Below are 20,834 nucleotides of genomic sequence, written 5' to 3' on the forward strand. Positions count from 1 at the left end.
GGGTGTTCGACGAGATGTGGGGTGCCATCGAGCACCTCGGACGCGACGGCCGGACCGGCGGCTACCTGCGCGACGCGTGGTCGCCCGCCGACCTGGAACTGCGGGAGTGGTTCCGGCAGGAGGCCGCCCGGCGCGGCCTGGACCTGCACGAGGACCGCAACGGCAACCTCTGGGCCTGGCGGGGCGACCCGTCGCGGCGCCCCGGGGTGGTCACCGGCAGCCACCTCGACTCGGTACGGCAGGGCGGCGCCTTCGACGGCCCCCTGGGGGTCGTGTCGGCCTTCGCCGCGCTCGACCTGCTCGACGCCCGGGGCTTCCGGCCGGGCCGGCCGCTGGGGATCGCCTGCTTCACCGACGAGGAGGGGGCCAGGTTCGGCGTGCCGTGCACCGGCTCCCGGCTGCTCACCGGCGTCCTCGACCCCGACCGGGCCCGCGGCCTGACCGACGACGACGGCTCCTCCCTGGCCGACGTGCTCCGCCGGGCCGGGCGGGACCCCGGCGCGCTCGGCCGGGACGACGAGACCCTCGGGCACGTCGGCGTCTTCGTCGAACTCCACGTCGAGCAGGGCCGCGGGCTGGTGCACGCCGGCGCCCCGGTCGGCGTCGCGAGCGCGATCTGGCCGCACGGGCGCTGGCGGTTCGACTTCCGCGGCCGGGCCGACCACGCGGGCACCACCCGGCTGGAGGACCGCGACGACCCCATGCTGCCCTTCGCCCGGACCGTGCTGCGGGCCCGCGAGGCCGCCCGGCGCCGCGGCGTGGTCGCCACCTTCGGCAGGCTGCGCGTCTCGCCGGGCAGCGCCAACGCCATCCCCGGCCTGGTCAGCGCCTGGCTGGACGCCCGGGGCGGGGACACCGGCGCGGTCCGGGCCCTGGTCGCCGAGCTGGCCGAGTCCTCCGGCGCGGAGGTGACCGAGGAGTCGTGGACCCCGGCCGTGGACTTCGACGCCGCCCTGCGGGACCGCCTGGCGTCGGCCGCCGGGACCGCCGTCGCCGCGGCCCTGTCCTCCGGGTCCTCCGGGTCCTCCGGGTCCTCCGGGTCCTCCGCGCGCCGTCCGGCCGCCGGGCCGCCGGCGGAGGACCCGCGGCACCCCGAGGGCGGATCCGCTCGGGACCCGGCCCCGGGGCCCGTGCCGGTGCTGCCCACCGGGGCCGGGCACGACGCCGGGATCCTCGCCGCCGCCGGGGTTCCCAGCGCGATGGTGTTCGTACGCAATCCAACGGGCATCTCACACTCTCCGGAAGAACACGCGGAGGCGTCCGACTGCCACCTGGGCGTCGCCGCCCTCGCCGCCACCTTGGAGGAGCTGTGTCGGAGCTGACCTACTGGTGCGAGCTGGCCTGGCTGCCGCCGGGGGAGGTCGCCGCGGGCGTCGTCGTCACGGTCGGGGGCTCCCGGATCACGGCGGTCACGCCCGGCGTGGCCGAACCGCCGGCCGGGGCGGTCCGCCTGCGCGGCCTGACCCTGCCCGGTCTCGCCAACGCCCACTCCCACGCCTTCCACCGGGCCCTGCGCGGGGTGACCCAGGCGGAGAGGGGCAGCTTCTGGACCTGGCGCGAGCAGATGTACGGCGTGGCCCGCGCCCTGGACCCCGACTCCTACCTCCGGCTGGCCAGGGCGGCGTTCGCCGAGATGGCGCTGGCCGGGATCACCTGCGTCGGGGAGTTCCACTACCTGCACCACGGACCGGACGGCACGCCGTACGACGATCCCAACGCCATGGGGCACGCGCTCGTGGCGGCGGCGCGCGAGGCGGGGCTGCGGATCGCCCTGCTGGACGCCTGCTACCTGAGCGGCGGGATGGGCGTCGCGCTGGACGGCGTCCAGCACCGGTTCACCGACGGGGACGCCGAGCGGTGGGCGGCGCGCGCCGAGGCCCTGTGCGCCGCCTACGACGGCGCGCCGGACGTGGAGGTCGGCGCGGCCGTGCACTCGGTCCGGGCCGTCCCGCCCGAGCACATGCGCACGGTCGCGGCCTTCTCCCACCAGCACGGGGTCCCGCTGCACGTCCACGTCTCCGAGCAGCGGGCCGAGAACACCGCGTGCGTCGAGATGTACTCCGCCACGCCCGTCCAGGTGCTGCACGAGCACGGCGTGCTCGGTCCGCGCACGACCGCCGTGCACGCCACGCACGTCTCCGAGGCGGACGTCTCGCTGCTCGGGCAGTCCACCACGTACGTGTGCATGTGCCCGACGACCGAGCGGGATCTGGCCGACGGCATCGGCCCGGCGCGGGCGATGTTCGAGGCGGGCTCGCCGATCACGCTCGGCTCCGACAGCCACGCGGTCGTCGACCTGTTCGAGGAGGCCCGCGCGGTCGAGCTGGACGAGCGGCTGGCCACCGAGCGGCGCGGCCACTGGCGGGCCGCCGAGCTGCTGACGGCCGCCACCGCCGCCGGGCACGCCTCCCTGGGCTTCCCCGACGCGGGCACGCTCTGCCCGGGCGCCTGGGCCGACCTGGTCTCCGTCCGGCTCGACTCGGTCCGTACGGCGGGCGGCGGCGCGTCCGCCGGAGGTCTCGGCGCGGCCGAGGCCGTGGTCTTCGCCGCCACGGCCGCCGACGTGCACTCGGTGGTCTCCGGGGGCCGCCAGGTCGTCGCCGAGGGGCGGCACGTCCTGGGCGACGTGGGCGCGCTGCTGGAGACCGCGATCGTCGAGGCGCGAGGGGTGGGCGTGTGACGAGCACGGTCTTCGACCGGATCGGCCTGCTGTACACCGGCGACCCCGAGCGGGAGGAGGTCGCCGGCGCCGCGCTGGTCGTCGAGGACGGCCGCGTGGTGTGGACGGGCCGGGCGGGGGACGACCCGGGCGCGGACGAGCGCGTGGACGTCGGCGGCCGCTGCGTGATCCCCGGGTTCGTCGACAGCCACGCCCACCTGGTCTTCGCGGGCGACCGCACCGCCGAGTTCACCGCCCGCATGTCGGGGGAGCGCTACACCGCCGGGGGCATCCGCACCACGGTCGAGGCCACCCGTGCGGCCACCGTGCCCGAGCTCGCTGCCGGGACCGCCGCGCTGGTGGCGGAGATGCTCGCCCAGGGCACGACCACCGTCGAGATCAAGAGCGGCTACGGGCTCACCGTCGAGGACGAGCGGCGCTGCCTGGAGATCGCCCGGGGCTTCACCGACGAGACGACGTACCTGGGCGCGCACGTCGTGCCCCCCGACGCCGCCTCCGCCGACGACTACGTGCGCACGGTGACCGGGGAGATGCTCACGGCCTGCGCGCCGTACGCGCGCTGGGTGGACGTCTTCTGCGAGCGCGGCGCGTTCGACGCCGACCAGAGCAGGGAGATCCTCACCGCCGGGGTCAAGGCCGGGCTGCTGCCGCGCGTGCACGCCGGCCAGCTGGGGGAGGGGCCGGGTGCGCTGCTCGCGGCCGAGCTGGGCGCCGCCTCCGCCGACCACTGCACCCACCTGACCGACGCCGACGTCGAGGCGCTCGCCTCCGCCGGGGTGGTGGCCACCCTGCTGCCCGGGGCGGAGTTCTCCACCCGCTCGCCGTACCCGGACGCCCGCCGCCTGCTGGAGGCCGGGGTGACCGTGGCGCTGGCCACCGACTGCAACCCGGGCTCCTCCTTCACCTCGTCCATGCCGTTCTGCGTGGCGCTGGCCGTACGGGAGATGGGGCTGACGCCGCTGGAGGCGGTCCGGGCCGCGACGGCCGGCGGCGCGGCGGCGCTGCGCCGCACCGACGTCGGCGCGCTCACCGTGGGGGCCCGTGCGGATCTGGTGGTCCTGGACGCGCCCTCCTATGTCCACCTCGCCTACCGCCCGGGGGTACCCCTGGTGCTGCAGGTGTGGAAAGGAGGCCGCCGGGCCGTTTGACGGGCGCCATCCCGGGTAATCCGCACCGCTTGTGTCATGGCGGCCGGAGGCATCCTCCTTGAGGAGGAAAGTGAAACCGTCCTCCGGGCGTAGTTCTTTAGGGAATCTTTGCCCTGATCCATGCGTTGATTAGGCAAGCGACGTGTCCGTGCGCGCGGGGCGTATGAGCGAGCGGGCGGGCACGCCATAAGCAGGCGGAGCGAGGTGCCATCGAATGGCAAGGCCGACGGGGAATCGGACGCAGGACCAGCACGTCTCGGATCGGGACCTGCTCGGGACCTACCTGGCGGAGATCGGGCGGGTCCCGCTGCTGACCGCGGAGGAGGAGGTCGAGCTCGCGAAGCGGATCGAGGCGGGCCTCTTCGCGGAGCAGTTGCTGGACGGCGGGTCGACGGAGCCGAGGATCGGCGACGCCGCCGACGAGGAGCTCGAGCGGCTGGCCGTTTCGGGGCGGCGGGCCAAGGATGAGTTCATCCAGGCCAATCTACGTCTTGTGGTGGCGGTTGCGCGCAAATACTCCGGGCGCGGAATGCCGTTGATCGATCTGGTCCAGGAGGGGAACCTCGGACTGGTCCGCGCGGTGGAGAAATTCGACTACCGGCGCGGTTACAAGTTCTCCACCTACGCCACGTGGTGGATCCGCCAGTCCGTGGGCCGGGCCATTCACGAGCAGGCCCGCCCGGTCCGGCTGCCCACCCACGCCGGGGAGCAGATGACCCGGCTGATGCGGGTCCGCCGCGACATGCTGGCCGAGTTCGACGCCGAGCCGACGGACGCCGACCTGGCGGCGGTGCTGGAGCTGCCGATCGAGCGGGTCCGCGAACTGCGCCGCTGGGCCTCCGACCCGGTCTCGCTCCAGCTCGGGGTGGGCGACGAGGACGAGACGGAGCTCGGCGACATGATCGCCGACGAGACGTGGGCGGACCCGGAGCAGCAGGCCATGGACATCCTGGAGCGCGAGCGCCTGGACCAGTGGCTGACCGGGCTGGAGGGGCAGACGCGCGAGATGCTCCGTTGGCGCTACGGCCTGATCGACGGGCGCGAGCACACGCTCACCGAGGTCGGCGAGCGCTACGGCATCGGCCGCGACCGCGCCCGCCGCATCGAGCGCGACGCGCTGGCCCGCCTCCGCAAGATGGCCACCGCCGCCTGACCTTCCGCCGGCTCCCGGCCGGATCCCGTTCTCGTACGGTGGTCCGGCCGGGTGCCGTTGCGGCCCCCTGTCAAGAAGGAGCTCGGAGCCGGGCGCTGCAGGGAGCGGTGTGGGCGGTCCGGTCAGGTCACACGCCGTCGGTCCAGAAGAGCTGGAGTCTGGCGATGGCGGCTTCCCTGGTCATCCGCGCGATCTCGGCTTCGGCCAGGCCGACTTTGGTGATGAGCAGGTGGACGAGGTCGGCGGGAAGTGTCTCGGCGGGAACGACCGGGACTCCGCGGTCCGGTTTGCCGCCTTCCTTCACGCACTTCCAGAAATCCTCCTCGGTGACGGCGAGCTGGTCGCGGAGGATGTGGCTCCAGAGGCTGCGGCCGTAGGAGGTGCGGTCGGGTGGATGGGAGATCCTGGTGCGCAGGATACGGCCGTCGGGAAGGCGCAGCTCGTAGGTGACGTGGTGGGTGCCCGAGCGGCCCCGGGCGTCTCTGACCGGGCTCCATCCCTCCACCAGGCAGAACCGCTCGTGCTCTGCTCTGGTGGCCTGGGGCCAGGTCATGCGGTCTGCCCGGTGAGCCAGCGGCGGAGCTCCTCGTCGTCGCTGAGGGCGATCAGCTGGACCAGGCCCCAGTTCTCCCGGTGGTTGGGGGCGTTGAGCAGGTGGTCCTGCCAGTCCTCGGCGTATTCGCGGAGGGCCTCGACCATCTCGCCGATCGCCTCTTCGAAGGTGGATCCGTCCGCGGCGACCGGGAGTCCGGGGATGAACACCGACCAGCCGCCGTCCTCGGCGATCACTTCGGCGCGCGAGGGGGTGACGGCGGCCAGGAAGTGCTTCAGCCGTTCCGCGTCCACCACGACCGCCCGGGTCTCCTCACGCCGGACGGTGGCGGTCCGGCCGAGCGCCGCCGCATCCAGAAGATCTTTCAGATGCGCTCGCGCCTCGGTGTAGCTGTCGTAGTGGAGAGAGCTCATGCCGCCTTCTTCCGGATCCATCGGCCGTATTCTCCGACACGAGAGTACGTCACGTACTCAGAGTACGTGACGTACTCGGCGGAGAGGAAGTATTGGTTCCTTGCGACGGCCTGGAAACCGGCGGCCGAACGTCGCAGGGTGTGAACCGGTCATGCAGGTTCAGCCGCCGTGCGAGTGCGGTTACAGATGGTCGTCCTTTGGCGTGTGAGCTGTCCGAAACGAGGTCGAAACATCATCCCGGCGGGTTTCACAGATGTGAAACATGCGCGGTCGCGCCCCGAAACGGCGGGCGAAGACGCTGTGGCGCACGGAAGGGAAAACCTTGGCGGAACCGGTCGGGACGCGTGAGCGGACCGGGGCCCGCGGGGCGAGGCGGACCCCGTCCGTCAGGTACGTCAGTGCGCGGCCGGTCGACGAAGCCCTGGAAGCGCCCACTGCGACTGCACAACCGGCCACACGCCAATCGGAAGGAGGGTCGCATCAGATGAAGATCGATGGCGGCTCCACTGCCTGGATGCTCATGAGCACCGCGCTCGTACTGCTCATGACGCCGGGCCTCGCGTTCTTCTACGGGGGCATGACCAGGGCCAAGAGCGTCCTCAACATGATGATGATGTCGTGGGTGAGCATCATCGTGGTGACGGTCGCCTGGGTCCTCTACGGACACTCGCTGGCCTTCGACGCGGCCGGCGACGGCGGCGGCATCGTCAACAAGCTCGTCGGCGGCCTCGACAACCTCGGGTTGAGCGGGCTCGTCGACACCGCGACCAAGGACGACGGCACGGGCATGCCCAGCCTCGTCTTCTCCGCCTTCCAGATGACCTTCGCGATCATCACCGTCGCACTGATCAGCGGCGCGCTCGCCGACCGGGTCAAGTTCGGCGCCTGGGTGGTCTTCGCGCTCGTCTGGGCGACCGTCGTCTACTTCCCCGTGGCCCACTGGGTCTGGGGCGGCGGCTGGCTGAGCAACCTCGGCATCGAGGACTTCGCCGGCGGCACGGTCGTGCACATCAACGCCGGCGCCGCGGCCCTGGCGGTCGCGCTGGTCGTCGGCAAGCGCGTCGGCTGGCGCAAGGACCCGATGCGGCCGCACAACCTCACGCTCGTCCTGCTCGGCGCGGGCCTGCTCTGGTTCGGCTGGTTCGGCTTCAACGCGGGCTCCGAGCTCGCCGTGGACGGCACCACCGGCCTGGCGTTCATGAACACCCAGATCGCCACCGCGGTGGCGGCCGGCGCCTGGCTCCTCGTCGAGAAGCTCCGCGACGGCCACTCCACCACCCTCGGCGTCGCCTCCGGCGCGGTGGCCGGCCTGGTCGCGATCACCCCGGCCTGCGGCTTCGTCGACCCCTGGGCCGCGTTCGTCATCGGCGCGCTCGCCGGTGTCGCCTGCGCCTACGGCGTCGGCCTGAAGTACAGGCTCGGCTACGACGACTCGCTCGACGTGGTCGGCGTGCACATGGTCGGCGGCGTCGTCGGCGCGGTGGCGCTGGGCTTCGTCGCCGCCTACCCGTTCGCCGACGGCCAGGAGAAGGGCCTGCTCTACGGCGGCCCGATCTCCCAGCTCGGGGTGCAGGTGCTCGGCCCGGTCGCGGTCGGCGCCTACTCCTTCATCGTCTCGTGGATCATCGCCAAGGTGGTCGACAAGACGATGGGCTTCCGGATCTCCGCCGAGGACGAGGTCGCGGGCATCGACATCACCACCCACGCCGAGACCGGCTACGACCTCGGCACCGTCCACTCCTCCGGAGTGGCGTCCCCCAACGGCCCGGCCGTGGTGCCGGCCGCGAAGAAGGTGGAGGCATGAGACTCATCACCGCGGTCATCAAGCCCTTCAAGCTCGACGACGTGAAGGCGGCCCTGGAGCAGTTCGGCGTCAAGGGCATGACGGTCAGCGAGGCCAGCGGCTACGGCCGCCAGCGCGGGCACACCGAGGTCTACCGGGGCGCCGAGTACCAGGTGGACCTGGTGCCCAAGGTCCGGCTGGAGGTGCTCGCCGAGGAGGAGGACGCCGAGGACGTGATCGACGTCATCGTCAAGGCGGCGCAGACCGGCAAGATCGGTGACGGCAAGGTCTGGTCCGTCCCGGTCGACACCGTCGTCCGGGTCCGCACCGGCGAGCGCGGCCCTGAGGCGCTCTGACCGGTGAGAGGCGAGACTCGCTCGTACGCCGCGGCCCGCAGGGAGCGGGCCGCGGACGTCGACCGCTGGCTGACGGACCTGCTCCGCACCGCCTGCGGCACGCCGTACGGGCGTCCTGGGAAGGGGCCGGACCCGAGGGACGGCAGGAACGGCGACGAGCGCGGCCCCCTGGGCGGGGTCGCGCTCGTCGCGGTCGGGAGCCTGGGCCGCTCGGAGCTGGCCCCGGGCAGTGACCTGGACCTGGTCCTGCTGCACGACGGGCGCGACGACATCGCCCGCGTCGCCGACCGGGTCTGGTACCCGGTCTGGGACTCCGGGGTCCGCCTGGACCACTCGGTCCGGACCGTGGAGGAGGCGGCGAAGGTCGCCCGGGAGGACCTCAAGGCGGTGCTCGGGCTGATCCAGGCCCGGCACGTGGCCGGGGACCCCGAGCTGACGCGCGCGGCGCGCGAGACCGTGCTCTCCGAGTGGCGGGCGGACTCCCGGCGCCGCCTGGGCGAGCTGCGCGAGGCCGCGGACCGGCGGACGGAGACCAGCGGGGAGCTCGCCTTCCTGCTCGAGCCCGACCTGCGCGACGCGCACGGCGGGCTCCGCGACGTCCAGGCGATGCAGGCCGTGGCCGCCGCCTGGGTCGCCTCGGCCCCGGGCCCCCGGGTCCGCGAGGCCTACGAGCTCCTGCTCGACGTCCGGCACGGCCTGCACCTGGTGACGGCGCGCGGCACCGACCGGCTCGTCCTGCAGGAGCAGGACGCGGTCGCCGGGATGCTGGGCCTGCTCGACGCCGAGGCGCTGATGCGCAGGCTCGCCGAGGCGGGCCGGACGATCGCGCACGCCTTCGACGGCACCTGGCGCACCGTGGACCGGCTGCTGTCGGGGCCCGCGCCGCGAGGGCGCCGGCCGCTCGCCGACGGCGTCGTCGAGCACGGCGGGGAGGTCGTGCTCGCCCGCGGGGCCGATCCGCGCAAGGACCCGGTGCTCGTGCTGCGCGCGGCGGCCGCCGCCGCCGAGGCGGGGCTGCCGCTCGCCCCGGCCACCGTGGCCGCGCTGGCCTCCCAGTCCCCGCCGCTCCCGGTGCCCTGGCCGGACGAGGCCCGCGACGCGCTGGTGGCGCTGCTCGGCGCCGGGCGCGCGGCCGTGCCGGTCTGGGAGGAACTGGACCAGGCCGGCGTGCTGGTCCGGCTGCTGCCCGACTGGGAGCGGGTGCGGCACCGCCCGCAGCGCAACCCCGTGCACCGCTACACGGTCGACCGCCACCTGATCGAGACCGCGGCCGGGGCCGCCGCGTCCACCCGTGAGGTTTCCCGGCCGGACCTGCTGCTCATCTGCGCGCTCCTGCACGACATCGGCAAGGGCTATCCCGGCGACCACTCCGACACCGGCGCGGTCGTCGCCCGCGACATCGGCGCCCGGATGGGACTGCCCCCGGCGGACGTGGAGATCCTGGAGAGAGTGGTCCGCCACCACCTGCTGCTGCCCGAGACCGCCACCCGGCGCGACCTGGACGACCCGGTGACGATCTCCCGGGTGGCCGAGGCGGTCGGCTCGCGCGAGGTGCTGGAGCTGCTCGCCGCCCTGGCCGTGGCCGACGGCAACGCCACCGGGCCCGCCGCGTGGAACGCCTGGAAGGCCTCACTGGTCACGGACCTGGTGCGACGGGTGCGCTCGGTGCTGTCCGGGACCCCGCCGCGGCCCGCGCCCTCCCTCTCCGCCGGGCAGGCGGCCCTGGCCCGGCACGGCGGGGGGGCGGTCCGGGTCAACGGCGGGTCGGTCACCGTGGTCGCCCCCGACCGGTCGGGGCTGCTCTGGAGCGCGGCCGGGGTGCTCGCCGCGCACTGGATGGTGGTCCGCGCCGCCTCTGCGGCCTCGGCGGGGTCCACCGCCGTGATCGAGTTCTCGGTGGTCCCGGAGTACGGCTCGCCGCCCGACCCGGCGACGCTGGAGGCCGACCTGCGGCTCGTCCTGGCCGGCCGGCTCGACATCGAGGAGCGCCTCGCCCGCCGTACCCGCTCGCTGCGACCGGCCCGGGTGCCGGTCGCGCCGCCCCGGGTCACCCTCGTGGACGACGCGTCCACCACGGCGACCGTCGTGGAAGTACGCGCTCACGACCGTCCGGGGCTATTGTGGCGGATTGGTAGAGCATTTGGTGAGTGTGGTCTTGACGTGCGCGCTGCGCGTGTGGAGACTCTCGGCGCAGAGGCGGTGGACGTCTTCTACGTGGTTGACAGGGCTGGACGTCCTCTGACGGACCGGACCCAGCGTGCGCAGGTACGGGATCAGGTCCTCAGCGCTCTGAGATAACCATCGGAAATCAGTCTTTCGTCGCATCCGTAACGATTAAGTCCGTTTTGTCGGATATGCCGCTTCTGTCCCGTGGGTCTATGGTCTGATGATGGCCACTTGTGTCGTGATGGTGAAGGGTAGCTAGAGCGGTGACGACGGGACCTACCGATAGCGAGACCGCATCGGTGCGCGACCGCGGCAAGCGGCCTGCCGCCCGATTCGGTTTGCGAAACTGGCGCGTGCGAACGCGTCTCACGGCGCTGATCCTGGTGCCGACCGCGGTGGGCGTGCTGCTCGCCGGAGCGCGGGTGGCCGCCTCCGTCGAGGGTGTCACCGTGCACCAGCGCACGGCGGCCGCGGCGGAGTACTCCGGCCGCCTGCGCGACCTCGCGCAGGCCATCGGCCTGGAACGTGACCGGGGGGCGTGGGCGGCGTTCCAGCCCGCGAACAAGGGACTGGAGAGCAGCTTCACCACCCAGCGGAAGGTGGTCGACGATCTGCTGCAGGAGGTCCGGGTGGACCTGCGGGCGATCGACGACTCCTACGGCCCCCGAGCGGTCAAGGCCGCCCGTGACGCCGCGTACCAGCTCGAGAGCCTCGGCAAGACCCGTGAGCTGCCCGGCACGGCCCGGGCCGAGCGCTACGTCTTCCTGATCAACCCGCTGCTCCAGCTGCACGAGGAGCTCACGCTGGTCAGCGACGACCCGGAGATCATCGGCAACACCCGGGGACTCAGCGCGCTGGCCTACGCCAAGGAGGAGGTCTCCCGGCAGCGGGCCCGCCTGCTGGCCGGCTACTACGCGCCCGCGCTGGTCAACGCGCAGCAGGTCGAGGAGTTCATCGCCTCGCGGTCGCGGCTGGAGGAGCGCAAGGCCGAGTTCGCCATCGAGGCGGGCGCCGAGAACGGCCAGCTGCTCAGCACCCAGCTGGTGGACGAGCGGGTGCACCGCGCCGAGCTGACGAAGTCCAAGGCGATCGCGCTGGCGGGCCGCCCGAACGCCTCCGGGCGCCTGCTGAGCGACCTGACCGAGGTCAAGCAGTGGTTCGGGGACAACACCGAGGTCCTCAACCGGATGAAGAAGGTCGAGACCAAGGTCGCCGGTGACGTGATCACCCGGGCCCGGGAGCTGGAGGACGCCGAGCAGCGCGCCGCGATCATCGCGGCCGGCCTGATCCTGACCCTGCTCCTGCTGGTCCTCGGCCTCACCGTCCTCATCGCGCGCTCGATGGTCCTGCCGCTGCGCCGCCTCCGGGTCGAGGCGCTGGACGTCGCGGGCAACCGGCTCCCCGACGTGGTGCGCAAGCTCCGGATCTCCGGAGAGACCCAGACCCCCGAGGTCGAGCCCATCTCGGTCGACAGCAGGGACGAGATCGGCGAGGTCGCCAAGGCCTTCGACGAGGTCCACCGCCAGGCCGTACGGCTCGCGGCGGAGGAGTCCGAGCTCCGGTCCAACATCAGCGCGATGTTCGTCAACCTCTCGCGGCGGACCCAGACTCTGGTGGAGCGGCAGATCTCGCTCATCGACGGTCTGGAGAAGGGCGAGCAGGACGGCGGCCGGTTGGGCGACCTGTTCAAGCTCGACCACCTGGCCACCCGCATGCGCCGCAACTCCGAGAACCTCCTGGTCCTCGCCGGCCACGAGCCGACCCGCAGGCGCAGCCAGCCGGCCAAGCTCGTCGACGTCGTCCGCGCCTCCCTGTCGGAGGTCGAGGACTACGAGCGGGTCCAGGTCAAGGTGCACCGCGCGATCTCGGTCGCCGGAAGCGCCGCCAACGACATCGTCCACCTGGTGGCCGAGCTGGTGGAGAACGCCATCCAGTTCTCCCCCCGGGCCAGCCAGGTCGTCGTCTCCAGCAGCATGATCGAGGGCGGCGGCGCGCTGCTCGCGGTCAGCGACGCGGGCATCGGCATGACCGCCGAGGAGCTCGTCGAGACCAACCGGCGGCTGGCCGACCCGCCCGTCGTGGACGTGTCGGTGTCGCGGCGGATGGGCCTGTTCGTGGTCGGCCGCCTGGCCTTGCGCCACGGCATCCGCGTCCAGCTCCGCCCGCAGGAGACCGGCGGTCTCATCGCCATGGTCCTCTTCCCGCCGGAGCTCGTCGTCGAGGCGACGAACCCGGTCCCGGCCGCCTCGTGGGGGTCGGAGTCGCTCACCTCGCAGAGCTCGTTCGGCCAGGCGTCGCTGAGCGCGAACCCGTTCAGCCAGGCGGCTCTGAGCCAGGGCTCGTTCGGCCAGGCGTCGATGGACCAGGGCCAGGCGTCCGCGGGCCAGAACCCGTTCGGCCAGATCCCCGGACAGGGCGCGTACGGCCAGGCCTCCATGGACCGGTCGGTGGACCGGGGTTCCTTCGGCCAGGCGTCGATGGACCAGCCGATGGACCAGCCGGCGGACCGGAGCCCGTTCGGTCAGGGCTCGTTCGGCCAGACCTCCGCGGACCAGGGTTCGTTCGGCCGGCCTCCCGCGCCGCAGGCGCCGTCGTTCGGTTCCGCCGACCAGCCGCTCCCCGAGCGGCGGCCGGCGCAGGCGGCCCCCTTCGGGGCGCCGCCGCAGAGCACCGAGGCACCCCTGCCGAAGCGCCAGGTCGGCGCGTCGAACGGCAACGGAGCCTCCGCGGGCGGCGGGGACGGCGTCGCGGGCGCGTTCTCGGCGTGGGGGCAGGCCTCCCACGACGACCCCGTCACCGCCTCGATGCCGGCGGTCGGAGTCTCCCCGCTCGAACCCGAGCAGGAGGAGTTCCTGCCGATCTTCGCCTCGGTCGAGTCGGCCTGGTTCCGCAGGGCCGACGGCCCCGCGGAGCCCGGGGACGCCGAGGCCGTCGAGAACGCCGGGAACGCTGAGGACGCCGAGGACGCCGAGGACGCCGGGCGTCCGGACAGGGCGGAGCGGCACATCGAAGCCGCGCCTCCCGTCGTGGAGCGCGTGCCCGAGGCCGTACCGGCTCCCGAACCGGTGCCCGCGCCGGTCAGGGAGGCGGTCCCCGCATCGGTCCAGGGCCCGGCCGTCACCCCGCTCCGGCGGACGATCCCGGCCCGCCAGCCGGAGAACTGGCAGACCCCGGCGGACGCGGGCTGGCAGGCCGCCCAGGCGGCCAGCGACCCCAGCCTCGGCGGGATCACCGCCGCGGGCCTGCCCAAGCGGACCCCCAAGGCCAACCTGGTGCCGGGTGCCGCGGCCAGCGCACCGTCGACGCCGATGCCCCCGATCTCGCCCGAGCGGGTGCGGAACAGGTTGTCGAGCTTCCAGCAGGGCGTGCGGCGGGGCCGTGCGGAACTATATGAGGACACCGCCAAGAACGTGGCGGAAAAGGAGGAGGGCCAGTGACTACTCTGAGCCATGAGGCCCGCAGGTTCGACTGGCTGATCACCGAGTTCGTCCGGGGCACCCCAGGTGTCGCGCACGCGGTGGTCGTGTCGGCCGACGGCCTGCGGATCGCCAGCTCCGAGGGGTTCCCGGACGACCGGGCCGACCAGCTCGCCGCCGTGGCCGCCGGGCTGCTCAGCCTGACCGTGGGCGCGTCCCGCGTGTTCGAGGGCGGCGCGGTCACCCAGACGGTGGTCGAGATGGAGCGCGGTCTGCTGCTGGTCATGGCGATCAGCGACGGTTCCGTGCTCGCCGTGCTGGCTTCGCCCGAGTGCGACATGGGCCTGGTGGCCTACCAGATGACCCTGCTCGTCGACCGGGCCGGCCAGGTCCTCACGCCGGCGATCCGGGCCGAGCTGCAGTCCTCGCGGGGGCGCTGATGACCGGGTCGGCACACACTCGGCGAGCCGGGAGCGCGCGGACCGCCCGTCCGTCCGCCCCGGCGTCCGCACCTGGAGAGGGCCGTGCTGGGCGTTGACGGAACCGGGGACGAGGAGCCCCTGTTCCGTCCGTACGCGGTGACCGGCGGTCGCGCCGAGCCGCGCTATCACATGGCGATGGAGACCCTGGTCTCCTCCTCCCCCATCATGGACGAGGAGCTGGCCCTGCTCACCCCCGAGCAGGACGCCATCATCAGGCTCTGCCGCTCGTTCCGGTCGGTCGCCGAGATCTCGGCGCTGCTCCGGGTCCCGCTCGGCGTGGCCCGCGTACTGGTGGCGGACATGGCGGACGAGGGTCTCGTCCGCCTCCACCAGCCGCGTCTCGACCAGGGACAACCGGATCTCAACATGCTCGAAAGGGTGCTCAGTGGACTTCGCAGGCTCTAACCGCGGCGGCCTGACATCGACGAAGATCGTCGTAGCAGGCGGGTTCGGCGTCGGCAAGACCACGTTCGTGGGCGCCGTCTCGGAGATCCTCCCGCTGACCACGGAAGCGGTCATGACGGAGGCGAGCTCGGGCGTCGACGACCTGGGGCTCACGCCGACCAAGTCGACCACCACGGTCGCCATGGACTTCGGCCGCCTGTCCCTGGACCAGGACCTGATCCTGTACCTGTTCGGCACGCCCGGGCAGCACCGGTTCTGGTTCATGTGGGACGACCTGGTCCGCGGCGCCATCGGCGCGGTGGTCCTGATCGACACCCGCCGTCTGGCCGACGGCTTCCCGGCGATCGACTACTTCGAGGAGGCCAAGCTCCCCTTCGTGGTCGGCATCAACGGCTGGGACGGGCAGTTCCCGCACTCGGAGGACGAGGTGCGCGAGGCCCTGGCGCTCGCCCCGCACGTCCCCATCGTGCGCACCGACGCCCGCTCCCGCGACTCCGTGAAGAGCACGCTCATCACGCTGGTCGAGCACGTCCTGCGGGTGCGCGCCGCCTACGGCATGTCGGTCTGACGGCCCCCGGCCCGGCCGGTACGGCTCCCGCGGGAGCCGTACCGGCTTCCGGCGTCCCCCGGGCGCCGGGGCTCAGCCGGGGTGGCGGTGGAACTCCACGGGTTCGGGCGGCAGCGGGGTGACGCCGAGGATCAGGTCGGCGGCCTTCTCGGCGAGCATCATCACCGGGGCGTAGATGTTGCCGTTGGTGATGTACGGCATGGCCGAGGCGTCCACCACGCGCAGGCCCTCCACCCCGTGGACCCGCATCGACGCCGGGTCCACCACGGACATCTCGTCGGTGCCCATCCGGCAGGTGCACGAGGGGTGCAGGGCGGTCTCCCCGTCGCGGGCGACCCAGTCGAGGATCTGCTCGTCGCTCCGCACGGCCGGGCCGGGGGAGATCTCGCCCCCGTCGAAGGGGGCGAAGGCCGGCTGGGAGAGGATCTCCCGGGCCTTGCCGACCGCCTCGACCCACTCGCGCCGGTCGGCGGCGGTGGACAGGTAGTTGAACCGGAGGGCGGGTTTGACGCGAGGGTCGGCGGACCTGATCCGCACGCTGCCGCGCGAGTCGGAGTACATCGGGCCGACGTGGACCTGGTATCCGTGGCCGGTGGCCGGGGCCGAGCCGTCGTAGCGGATCGCGATCGGCAGGAAGTGGAACATCAGGTTCGGGTAGGCGACGTCGTCGTTGGAGCGGATGAACCCGCCGGCCTCGAAGTGGTTGCTCGCGCCCGGCCCCGAGCGGCGCAGCAGCCAGTCCGCGCCGATGAGCGGCCGCCGCCACCGGGCCAGGGCCGGCGCCATGGAGACGGGCCGGAGGCAGGCGTGCTGGACGTAGACCTCCAGGTGGTCCTGGAGGTTCTCGCCCACGCCCGGCAGGTGGTGCACGACCTCGATGCCGAGCCCCTTCAGCAGATCGGCGTCGCCCACGCCGGACAGCTGGAGCAGCTGCGGGGAGTTGACCGCCCCGCCGCACAGGATCACCTCGCCCGCGCGGACCCGCTTGCCGTCGAACTCGACGCCGACCGCCCGGTTCCCCTGGAAGACGACCTTCGAGACGTGGGCGCGGGTCCGCACGGTGAGGTTGGGGCGGTCCAGCACCGGGTGCAGGTAGGCGCGGGCGGCGCTCAGCCGGCGGCCGCGGTGCAGGTTGCGGTCGAAGGCGGCGAAGCCCTCCTGGCGGTAGCCGTTCACGTCGTCGGTGAGCGGGTGGCCCGCCTGCCGTACCGCCTCGAAGAACGCGTCGTACAGCGGGCCCTCGGCCGGGCCGCGCTCCAGGACGAGCGGGCCGCCGTGCCCGCGGAACGGGGTCCCGGGGTCGGCCAGGCAGTTCTCCATGCGCTTGAAGTACGGCAGGCAGTGGGCGTAGTCCCAGTCCGCCATCCCGGGGTCGGCCGCCCACCGCTCGTAGTCCAGCGGGTTGCCGCGCTGGAAGATCATGCCGTTGATGCTGCTGGAACCGCCGAGGACCTTGCCGCGGGCGTGGTAGACGCGGCGGCCGTGCATGTGCGGCTCGGGCTCGGACTCGTAGCGCCAGTCGTAGAAGCGGCTGCCGATGGGGAACATCAGCGCGGCCGGCATGTGGATGAACACGTCCCACCGGTGGTCGGGACGGCCCGCCTCCAGGACCAGCACGCGCACCGACGGGTCGGCGCTCAGCCGGTTCGCCAGGGCGGAGCCGGCCGAGCCGCCGCCGACGATGACGTAGTCGTAGCTCACCGGGGCATCCAGTCCTTCCAGACGATCCTGTTGGCGTCGACCCAGGCGCGGGCCGCCTCCTCGGCGGACATGCCGCCCTCGGTCATGTCCCGGGCCACGGCGTTCTGGTGCGCGTTGGTCCAGGAGAAGTTACGGACCAGCTCGTAGGCCTTTCCGCCGGTGTCGGCGAACCGCCTGCTGACGATTTTGTCCAGCAGATAGGGCGGGTAGTCGCAGGCGACCTTTTCGGCGTCGGCGTCGCAGCCGATTGCATAGGGGGGGAGGTTGACCTTGACCAGTTTCACCTGGGTGAACAGCCACTGCGGTTCGTAGAAGTACATCAGCAGCGGTTCGCGCCGCGCGGTCGCGCGCCGGGCGGCCTTTATCAGGGCGTCCTCGCTGCCCGAGTAGACGACCTTGTAGTCGAGGTCGAGATTGCGCACCAGGGCCTCGTCGTTGGTGACGTAGGACGGGTCCCCGTCGAGGATCTGACCCTGGTTCCCCGTCTTCGCGGTCCGGAAGAGCGGCGCGTACTTGTTGAGATTTCGCCAGTCCGTGATGTCCGGATATTTCTCGGCCATCCACTGCGGGACGTACCAGCCGATGATGCCCTTGTTGCCGTTCCGGCCGGCGGAGACCGCGACCTTCTTCTCCTCTATGTAGGTCTTCTTCTCCGCCTCCCGTCCCCAGTTCTCGACGATGACGTCGACCGTGCCCTGCTCGAAGGCCTCCCACGACCGGGCCTCGGTCAGCTCCACCTCCTGCACCTCGTAGCCGAGCTCGCGCTCCAGCAGCAGCGCGAGGACCGCGGCGCTGGCCCGGTAGCCGGCCCAGTCGTTGATCGCGATCCGCACGGTGCCGCCGGTCCGCTCCGGGGCGGCCTGCTGCGCGCTGCACGAGGTGAGCAGGAGCAGCACCGCGAGCCCGGCGGGCCCCGCGGCGGGAGCCGTACGCCGCCGCCCGCCCGGCGGGACGTTCTTGCGTCTCATGAAAAGCCTCATGTCGACCTCCGCGACTCGGGCCCGGCGGGGCGGCGGGACCGCCCCGCCGGGCCGGACCCGCCTACTGCGGGATCCAGGCGGCCCAGACCGACGGGTTGGCCTCGACCCACTTCTTGGCCGCCTCCTCGGCGGACATGCCGTTGCTGGTGATGTCGTTGGCGACGGCGTTCTGGTGCTCGTTGGTCCAGGAGAAGTTCTTGACCAGCTGGTAGGCCTTGCCGCCGGTGTCGGCGAACCTCTTGCTCACGATCTTGTCGAGGTCCAGCTCGGCGTAGTCGCAGGCGACCTTCTTGGGGTCGGCGTCGCAGCCCTCGGTGTACGGGGGCAGGTTCACCCGGGCCAGCTCGACCTTGCTGAACAGCCAGTGCGGGTCCCAGAAGTAGAACAGCAGCGGCTTCTTCTGCCGCTGCGCCTGGGTGGCGGACTCGATCAGCGCCGCCTCGCTGCCGCCGACGACCACCTTGTAGTCCAGCTTCAGGTTCTTGATGATCGCCTCCTCGTTGCTCACGTAGGAGGGGTCGCCGAAGAGCAGCTGGCCCTTGCCGCCGGACTCGGAGGTCCTGAACAGGCGGGCGTACTTGTTCAGGTTCTTGTAGTCGGTGATGCCGGGGTACTCGTCGGCCATCCACTTGGGGATGTACCAGCCGATGACGCCCTTGTTGCCGGTGGAGCCCGCCTCGACGGCGACCTTCTTCTCCTCGATGAAGGTCTTCTTCAGGTCCTCGTGGCCCCAGTTCTCCACGATGACGTCGACGTCACCGGTCTCGAAGCCCTCCCAGGAGACCTGCTCGGCGAGCTCCTTCTTCTCGACCGTGTAGCCGAGCTCCTCCTCCAGCAGGTGGGCGATGACCGCGGCGCTGGCCTCGTAGCCCGCCCACGGGTTGACGGCGATCTTCACGGTGCCGCCCGCGGCGGGCGCCGACGATCCCGCCGCGCCCGCGGACGGCTGCGCCGGACCGGCGCCGGTCTCCACGGTGGCCCCGCCGCAGCCCGCCGCGGCGAGTCCGAGGGTGAGCACACCGGCGAGCAGCCGGACCCTGGTTCCGATCCTCATGCGATCCTCTTCTTCTTCCAGGTTCTTGTCAGGTGGACGTGCGGGTGAGCGGGCGCCGGCCGGCGCCCTGGGTGATCCGGTCGAGCGTGATCCCGAGCAGCACCGTGGCCACCCCGGCGGCGAAGCCCATGCCGAAGTCGGAGCGCTGGGAGAACCCGGAGACGACGTCGTAGCCGAGCCCGCCCGCGCCGACCAGCCCGCCGACCACGACCATGGCGAGCGTCATGACGATCCCCTGGTTGGCGGCGAGCAGGAGGGCGGGCCGGGCCATCGGGAGCCGTACCTTCCACAGCAGCTGCCGCTCGGTGGAACCGCAGGACAGGGCGGCCTCGACCGCGCCCGGGGCGACGTTGCGGACGCCCTCCTCGACCAGGCGGGCGACCGCGGGCACCGCGTAGACCACCGAGGCGAAGATCGCGGTGAACCGGGTCGCGCCGAACAGCGCCAGCGCGGGCAGCAGGTAGACGAAGGCGGGCAGGGTCTGCGCGGCGTCGAGCAGCGGCCGCTGCACGGCGGCGAACCGGGGCGAGCGGGCCGCCGCCACGCCGAGCACCAGGCCGGCGAGCAGGGTCAGCGCCACCGCCACCAGCACGGTGGTGAGCGTCTCCATGGTGTGCTGCCAGAGCCCCAGCAGGGCCGTGGCGAGCAGGCAGCCCGTGGCGACGGCCGCGGGCCGGGGCCCGCCGGTCCGCCACCCGATCGCGAGCGCGACCGCCGCGACCAGCCACCAGGGCGCCTCGGTGAGCACGGTCTGCAGCGGGTTGAGCAGTCCCTCGGCGACGGCGCCGCCGACCGCCTGGGTCAGGCCGTACCAGGAGGTCTTCGCCCAGTCCACGGCGTCGTTCACCGGGCCGGCGAAGTCGAGCGCCCACGCGCCGGGGAACTCCGCGGGCAGCACACGGCCCAGCAGGATCCCGGTGGCCGCCAGCGCGCCCGCGGCCGCCCGCCGCACCCGGGAGCGGCGGGCGGCCGCCCCGGGTCCCAGGGCCTCCTCGTACGGCGGGCGCGCCGCGGCCGTGACCACCCGGTCGAGCACGACCGCCATGGCGACGATGGCCAGGCCCGCCGGGAGCATCAGGCCCACGTCCGCCCGGGACAGACCCCGGATGACGTCCGAGCCGAGACCCGGGGCGGCGATCAGCGCCGCGATCACCACCATGGACAGCGCCATCATGATGGTCTGGCCGGCCGCCAGGCCGATGGTGCCGCGGGCCAGCGGGAGGCGGACCCCCCGCAGGGTCTGCGCGCGTGTCGCGCCCAGCGACTCCGAGGCCTCCACCGCGGCGGGGGAGACCTGCTCGACGGCGAGCGCGGTGATCCGGATCGCCGGGGGGATCGCGTAGACCATCGTGGCGACGGTGGCCGCGGCCGGGCCGATCTGGAAGAGCAGCACCATCGGCGCGAGGTAGGCGAACGTCGGCATGATCTGCATGACGTCGAGGAGGGGGGTGAGCAGGCGGCGCAGCCGCGGGGACAGGCCCGCCCAGACCCCCAGGGGCAGGCCGACCGCCAGGGAGAGCAGGACGGCCGCGAGCACCAGCGCGAGCGTGTCGACGCTCGCCTGCCACACCCCCAGCACCCCGAACGCGCCGAACCCGGCCATGGCGAGCAGCCCGGTGCGCGCGCCGCCCGCGAGCCAGCCGAGCGCGCCCGCGCACCCGGCCAGACCGGCCCAGCCCAGGCCGTGCAGGACCAGGTGGAGCAGGTCGTGGACACTACCGACGCCGAGCCGTACGTAGTTGACGAGGAACAGGAAGAACGGGCTCCGGTTGCGCTCGGCGTCCGCCCAGGCCCGCAGGTCGGCGACGATCCGGAACGGGGCGGCGTCGTCGTCGTGGGGGAGGGTCGCGGTGCCCTGGAAGGCGGCGTAGGCGGCGTAGGCGGCGACCGCCAGGCCCGCCGCGGCGAGCGCCGGCGCCCAGCGGGGCACCCGTACGGCGCCGCGGCGGGCGGCGGGCGGGGCCGCGGACCCGGTC

At 72.9% G+C, this 20,834-nt stretch carries 17 protein-coding genes; 11 read left to right on the plus strand and 6 right to left on the minus strand.

What is annotated here, in order from left to right; all coding sequences use genetic code 11:
- Window positions 1-14 precede the first annotated feature (14 nt).
- From IEZ07_RS18690 to IEZ07_RS18705, 4 genes are all read left to right on the plus strand, one after another.
- On the plus strand, window positions 15-1,322 hold the full coding sequence (locus IEZ07_RS18690; RefSeq protein ID WP_191895996.1) for an allantoate amidohydrolase: 1,308 nt from the start codon (window positions 15-17) through the stop codon (window positions 1,320-1,322).
- Complete coding sequence (locus IEZ07_RS18695) at window positions 1,310-2,680, plus strand: formimidoylglutamate deiminase (protein ID WP_191895913.1); 1,371 nt, start codon at window positions 1,310-1,312, stop codon at window positions 2,678-2,680. The genes IEZ07_RS18690 and IEZ07_RS18695 overlap by 13 nt, the downstream gene beginning before the upstream one ends.
- The gene (gene hutI, locus IEZ07_RS18700) at window positions 2,677-3,828 is read left to right on the plus strand and encodes an imidazolonepropionase (protein WP_191895914.1); all 1,152 of its coding nucleotides are present in this window, start codon (window positions 2,677-2,679) and stop codon (window positions 3,826-3,828) included. The genes IEZ07_RS18695 and hutI overlap by 4 nt, the downstream gene beginning before the upstream one ends.
- Window positions 3,829-4,042: 214 nt before the next feature.
- Window positions 4,043-4,981 carry a sigma-70 family RNA polymerase sigma factor gene (locus IEZ07_RS18705; protein WP_068894996.1) on the plus strand — a complete coding sequence of 313 codons (939 nt, stop codon included), beginning with the start codon at window positions 4,043-4,045 and terminating at the stop codon, window positions 4,979-4,981.
- Window positions 4,982-5,108: 127 nt separating this feature from the next.
- Here IEZ07_RS18705 and IEZ07_RS18710 read toward each other — a convergent pair whose 3' ends face one another.
- Window positions 5,109-5,534, minus strand: coding sequence for a cytotoxic translational repressor of toxin-antitoxin stability system (locus IEZ07_RS18710; protein ID WP_191895915.1), 426 nt, complete (start codon window positions 5,532-5,534; stop codon window positions 5,109-5,111).
- Entirely contained in the window at window positions 5,531-5,947 is a 417-nt protein-coding gene (locus IEZ07_RS18715; RefSeq protein ID WP_191895916.1) for a RelB antitoxin-like protein, read from the minus strand. The genes IEZ07_RS18710 and IEZ07_RS18715 overlap by 4 nt, the downstream gene beginning before the upstream one ends.
- Window positions 5,948-6,431: 484 nt before the next feature.
- On the opposite strand from IEZ07_RS18715, the gene IEZ07_RS18720 reads away from it, so the two are divergent.
- The 7 genes from IEZ07_RS18720 (at window position 6,432) to IEZ07_RS18750 (ending at window position 15,123) form a co-directional block, all read left to right on the plus strand.
- Complete coding sequence (locus tag IEZ07_RS18720; RefSeq protein ID WP_191895917.1) at window positions 6,432-7,751, plus strand: ammonium transporter; 1,320 nt, start codon at window positions 6,432-6,434, stop codon at window positions 7,749-7,751.
- Window positions 7,748-8,086, plus strand: a complete 339-nt coding sequence (locus tag IEZ07_RS18725) for a P-II family nitrogen regulator (protein WP_068895019.1) — start codon at window positions 7,748-7,750, stop codon at window positions 8,084-8,086. The genes IEZ07_RS18720 and IEZ07_RS18725 overlap by 4 nt, the downstream gene beginning before the upstream one ends.
- 3 nt (window positions 8,087-8,089) lie before the next feature.
- Window positions 8,090-10,384: a [protein-PII] uridylyltransferase gene (locus IEZ07_RS18730; protein WP_191895918.1), complete on the plus strand. Its 2,295-nt coding sequence runs from the start codon at window positions 8,090-8,092 to the stop codon at window positions 10,382-10,384.
- 221 nt (window positions 10,385-10,605) lie between these two features.
- Entirely contained in the window at window positions 10,606-13,689 is a 3,084-nt protein-coding gene (locus IEZ07_RS18735) for a nitrate- and nitrite sensing domain-containing protein (RefSeq protein WP_191895919.1), read from the plus strand.
- Entirely contained in the window at window positions 13,686-14,108 is a 423-nt protein-coding gene (locus IEZ07_RS18740; RefSeq protein WP_068895025.1) for a roadblock/LC7 domain-containing protein, read from the plus strand. Before IEZ07_RS18735 ends, IEZ07_RS18740 begins: the two co-directional genes overlap by 4 nt.
- Window positions 14,109-14,192: 84 nt before the next feature.
- Window positions 14,193-14,555, plus strand: coding sequence for a DUF742 domain-containing protein (locus IEZ07_RS18745; protein WP_068895027.1), 363 nt, complete (start codon window positions 14,193-14,195; stop codon window positions 14,553-14,555).
- Window positions 14,536-15,123 (plus strand): GTP-binding protein, encoded by a 588-nt coding sequence (locus IEZ07_RS18750; protein WP_373868859.1) that lies wholly within the window; start codon window positions 14,536-14,538, stop codon window positions 15,121-15,123. Before IEZ07_RS18745 ends, IEZ07_RS18750 begins: the two co-directional genes overlap by 20 nt.
- Window positions 15,124-15,195: 72 nt before the next feature.
- Here the strand turns inward: IEZ07_RS18750 and betA are convergent, their stop codons facing one another.
- From betA to IEZ07_RS18770, 4 genes are all read right to left on the minus strand, one after another.
- Window positions 15,196-16,824 carry a choline dehydrogenase gene (gene betA / locus IEZ07_RS18755; RefSeq protein ID WP_191895920.1) on the minus strand — a complete coding sequence of 543 codons (1,629 nt, stop codon included), beginning with the start codon at window positions 16,822-16,824 and terminating at the stop codon, window positions 15,196-15,198.
- Window positions 16,821-17,792 carry an ABC transporter substrate-binding protein gene (locus tag IEZ07_RS18760; protein WP_191895921.1) on the minus strand — a complete coding sequence of 324 codons (972 nt, stop codon included), beginning with the start codon at window positions 17,790-17,792 and terminating at the stop codon, window positions 16,821-16,823. Before IEZ07_RS18760 ends, betA begins: the two co-directional genes overlap by 4 nt.
- Before the next feature lie 73 nt (window positions 17,793-17,865).
- On the minus strand, window positions 17,866-18,858 hold the full coding sequence (locus tag IEZ07_RS18765) for an ABC transporter substrate-binding protein (RefSeq protein WP_191895922.1): 993 nt from the start codon (window positions 18,856-18,858) through the stop codon (window positions 17,866-17,868).
- Window positions 18,859-18,886: 28 nt separating this feature from the next.
- On the minus strand, window positions 18,887-20,788 hold the full coding sequence (locus IEZ07_RS18770) for an ABC transporter permease (RefSeq protein ID WP_191895923.1): 1,902 nt from the start codon (window positions 20,786-20,788) through the stop codon (window positions 18,887-18,889).
- Between the last annotated feature and the right edge of the window lie 46 nt (window positions 20,789-20,834).

The organism is Planomonospora parontospora (assembly GCA_014647935.1).
GTDB lineage: Bacteria > Actinomycetota > Actinomycetes > Streptosporangiales > Streptosporangiaceae > Planomonospora > Planomonospora parontospora.

Excerpts from the sequence above, each read along its gene's own strand:
- IEZ07_RS18690 (WP_191895996.1), top strand. The coding sequence starts at position 15 with ATGTGGGGTGCCATCGAGCACCTCGGACGCGACGGCCGGACCGGCGGC.
- IEZ07_RS18705 (WP_068894996.1), top strand. The coding sequence starts at position 4,043 with ATGGCAAGGCCGACGGGGAATCGGACGCAGGACCAGCACGTCTCGGAT.
- IEZ07_RS18710 (WP_191895915.1), bottom strand. The coding sequence starts at position 5,534 with ATGACCTGGCCCCAGGCCACCAGAGCAGAGCACGAGCGGTTCTGCCTG.
- IEZ07_RS18715 (WP_191895916.1), bottom strand. The coding sequence starts at position 5,947 with ATGAGCTCTCTCCACTACGACAGCTACACCGAGGCGCGAGCGCATCTG.
- IEZ07_RS18720 (WP_191895917.1), top strand. The coding sequence starts at position 6,432 with ATGAAGATCGATGGCGGCTCCACTGCCTGGATGCTCATGAGCACCGCG.
- IEZ07_RS18725 (WP_068895019.1), top strand. The coding sequence starts at position 7,748 with ATGAGACTCATCACCGCGGTCATCAAGCCCTTCAAGCTCGACGACGTG.
- IEZ07_RS18760 (WP_191895921.1), bottom strand. The coding sequence starts at position 17,792 with ATGAGACGCAAGAACGTCCCGCCGGGCGGGCGGCGGCGTACGGCTCCC.
- IEZ07_RS18765 (WP_191895922.1), bottom strand. The coding sequence starts at position 18,858 with ATGAGGATCGGAACCAGGGTCCGGCTGCTCGCCGGTGTGCTCACCCTC.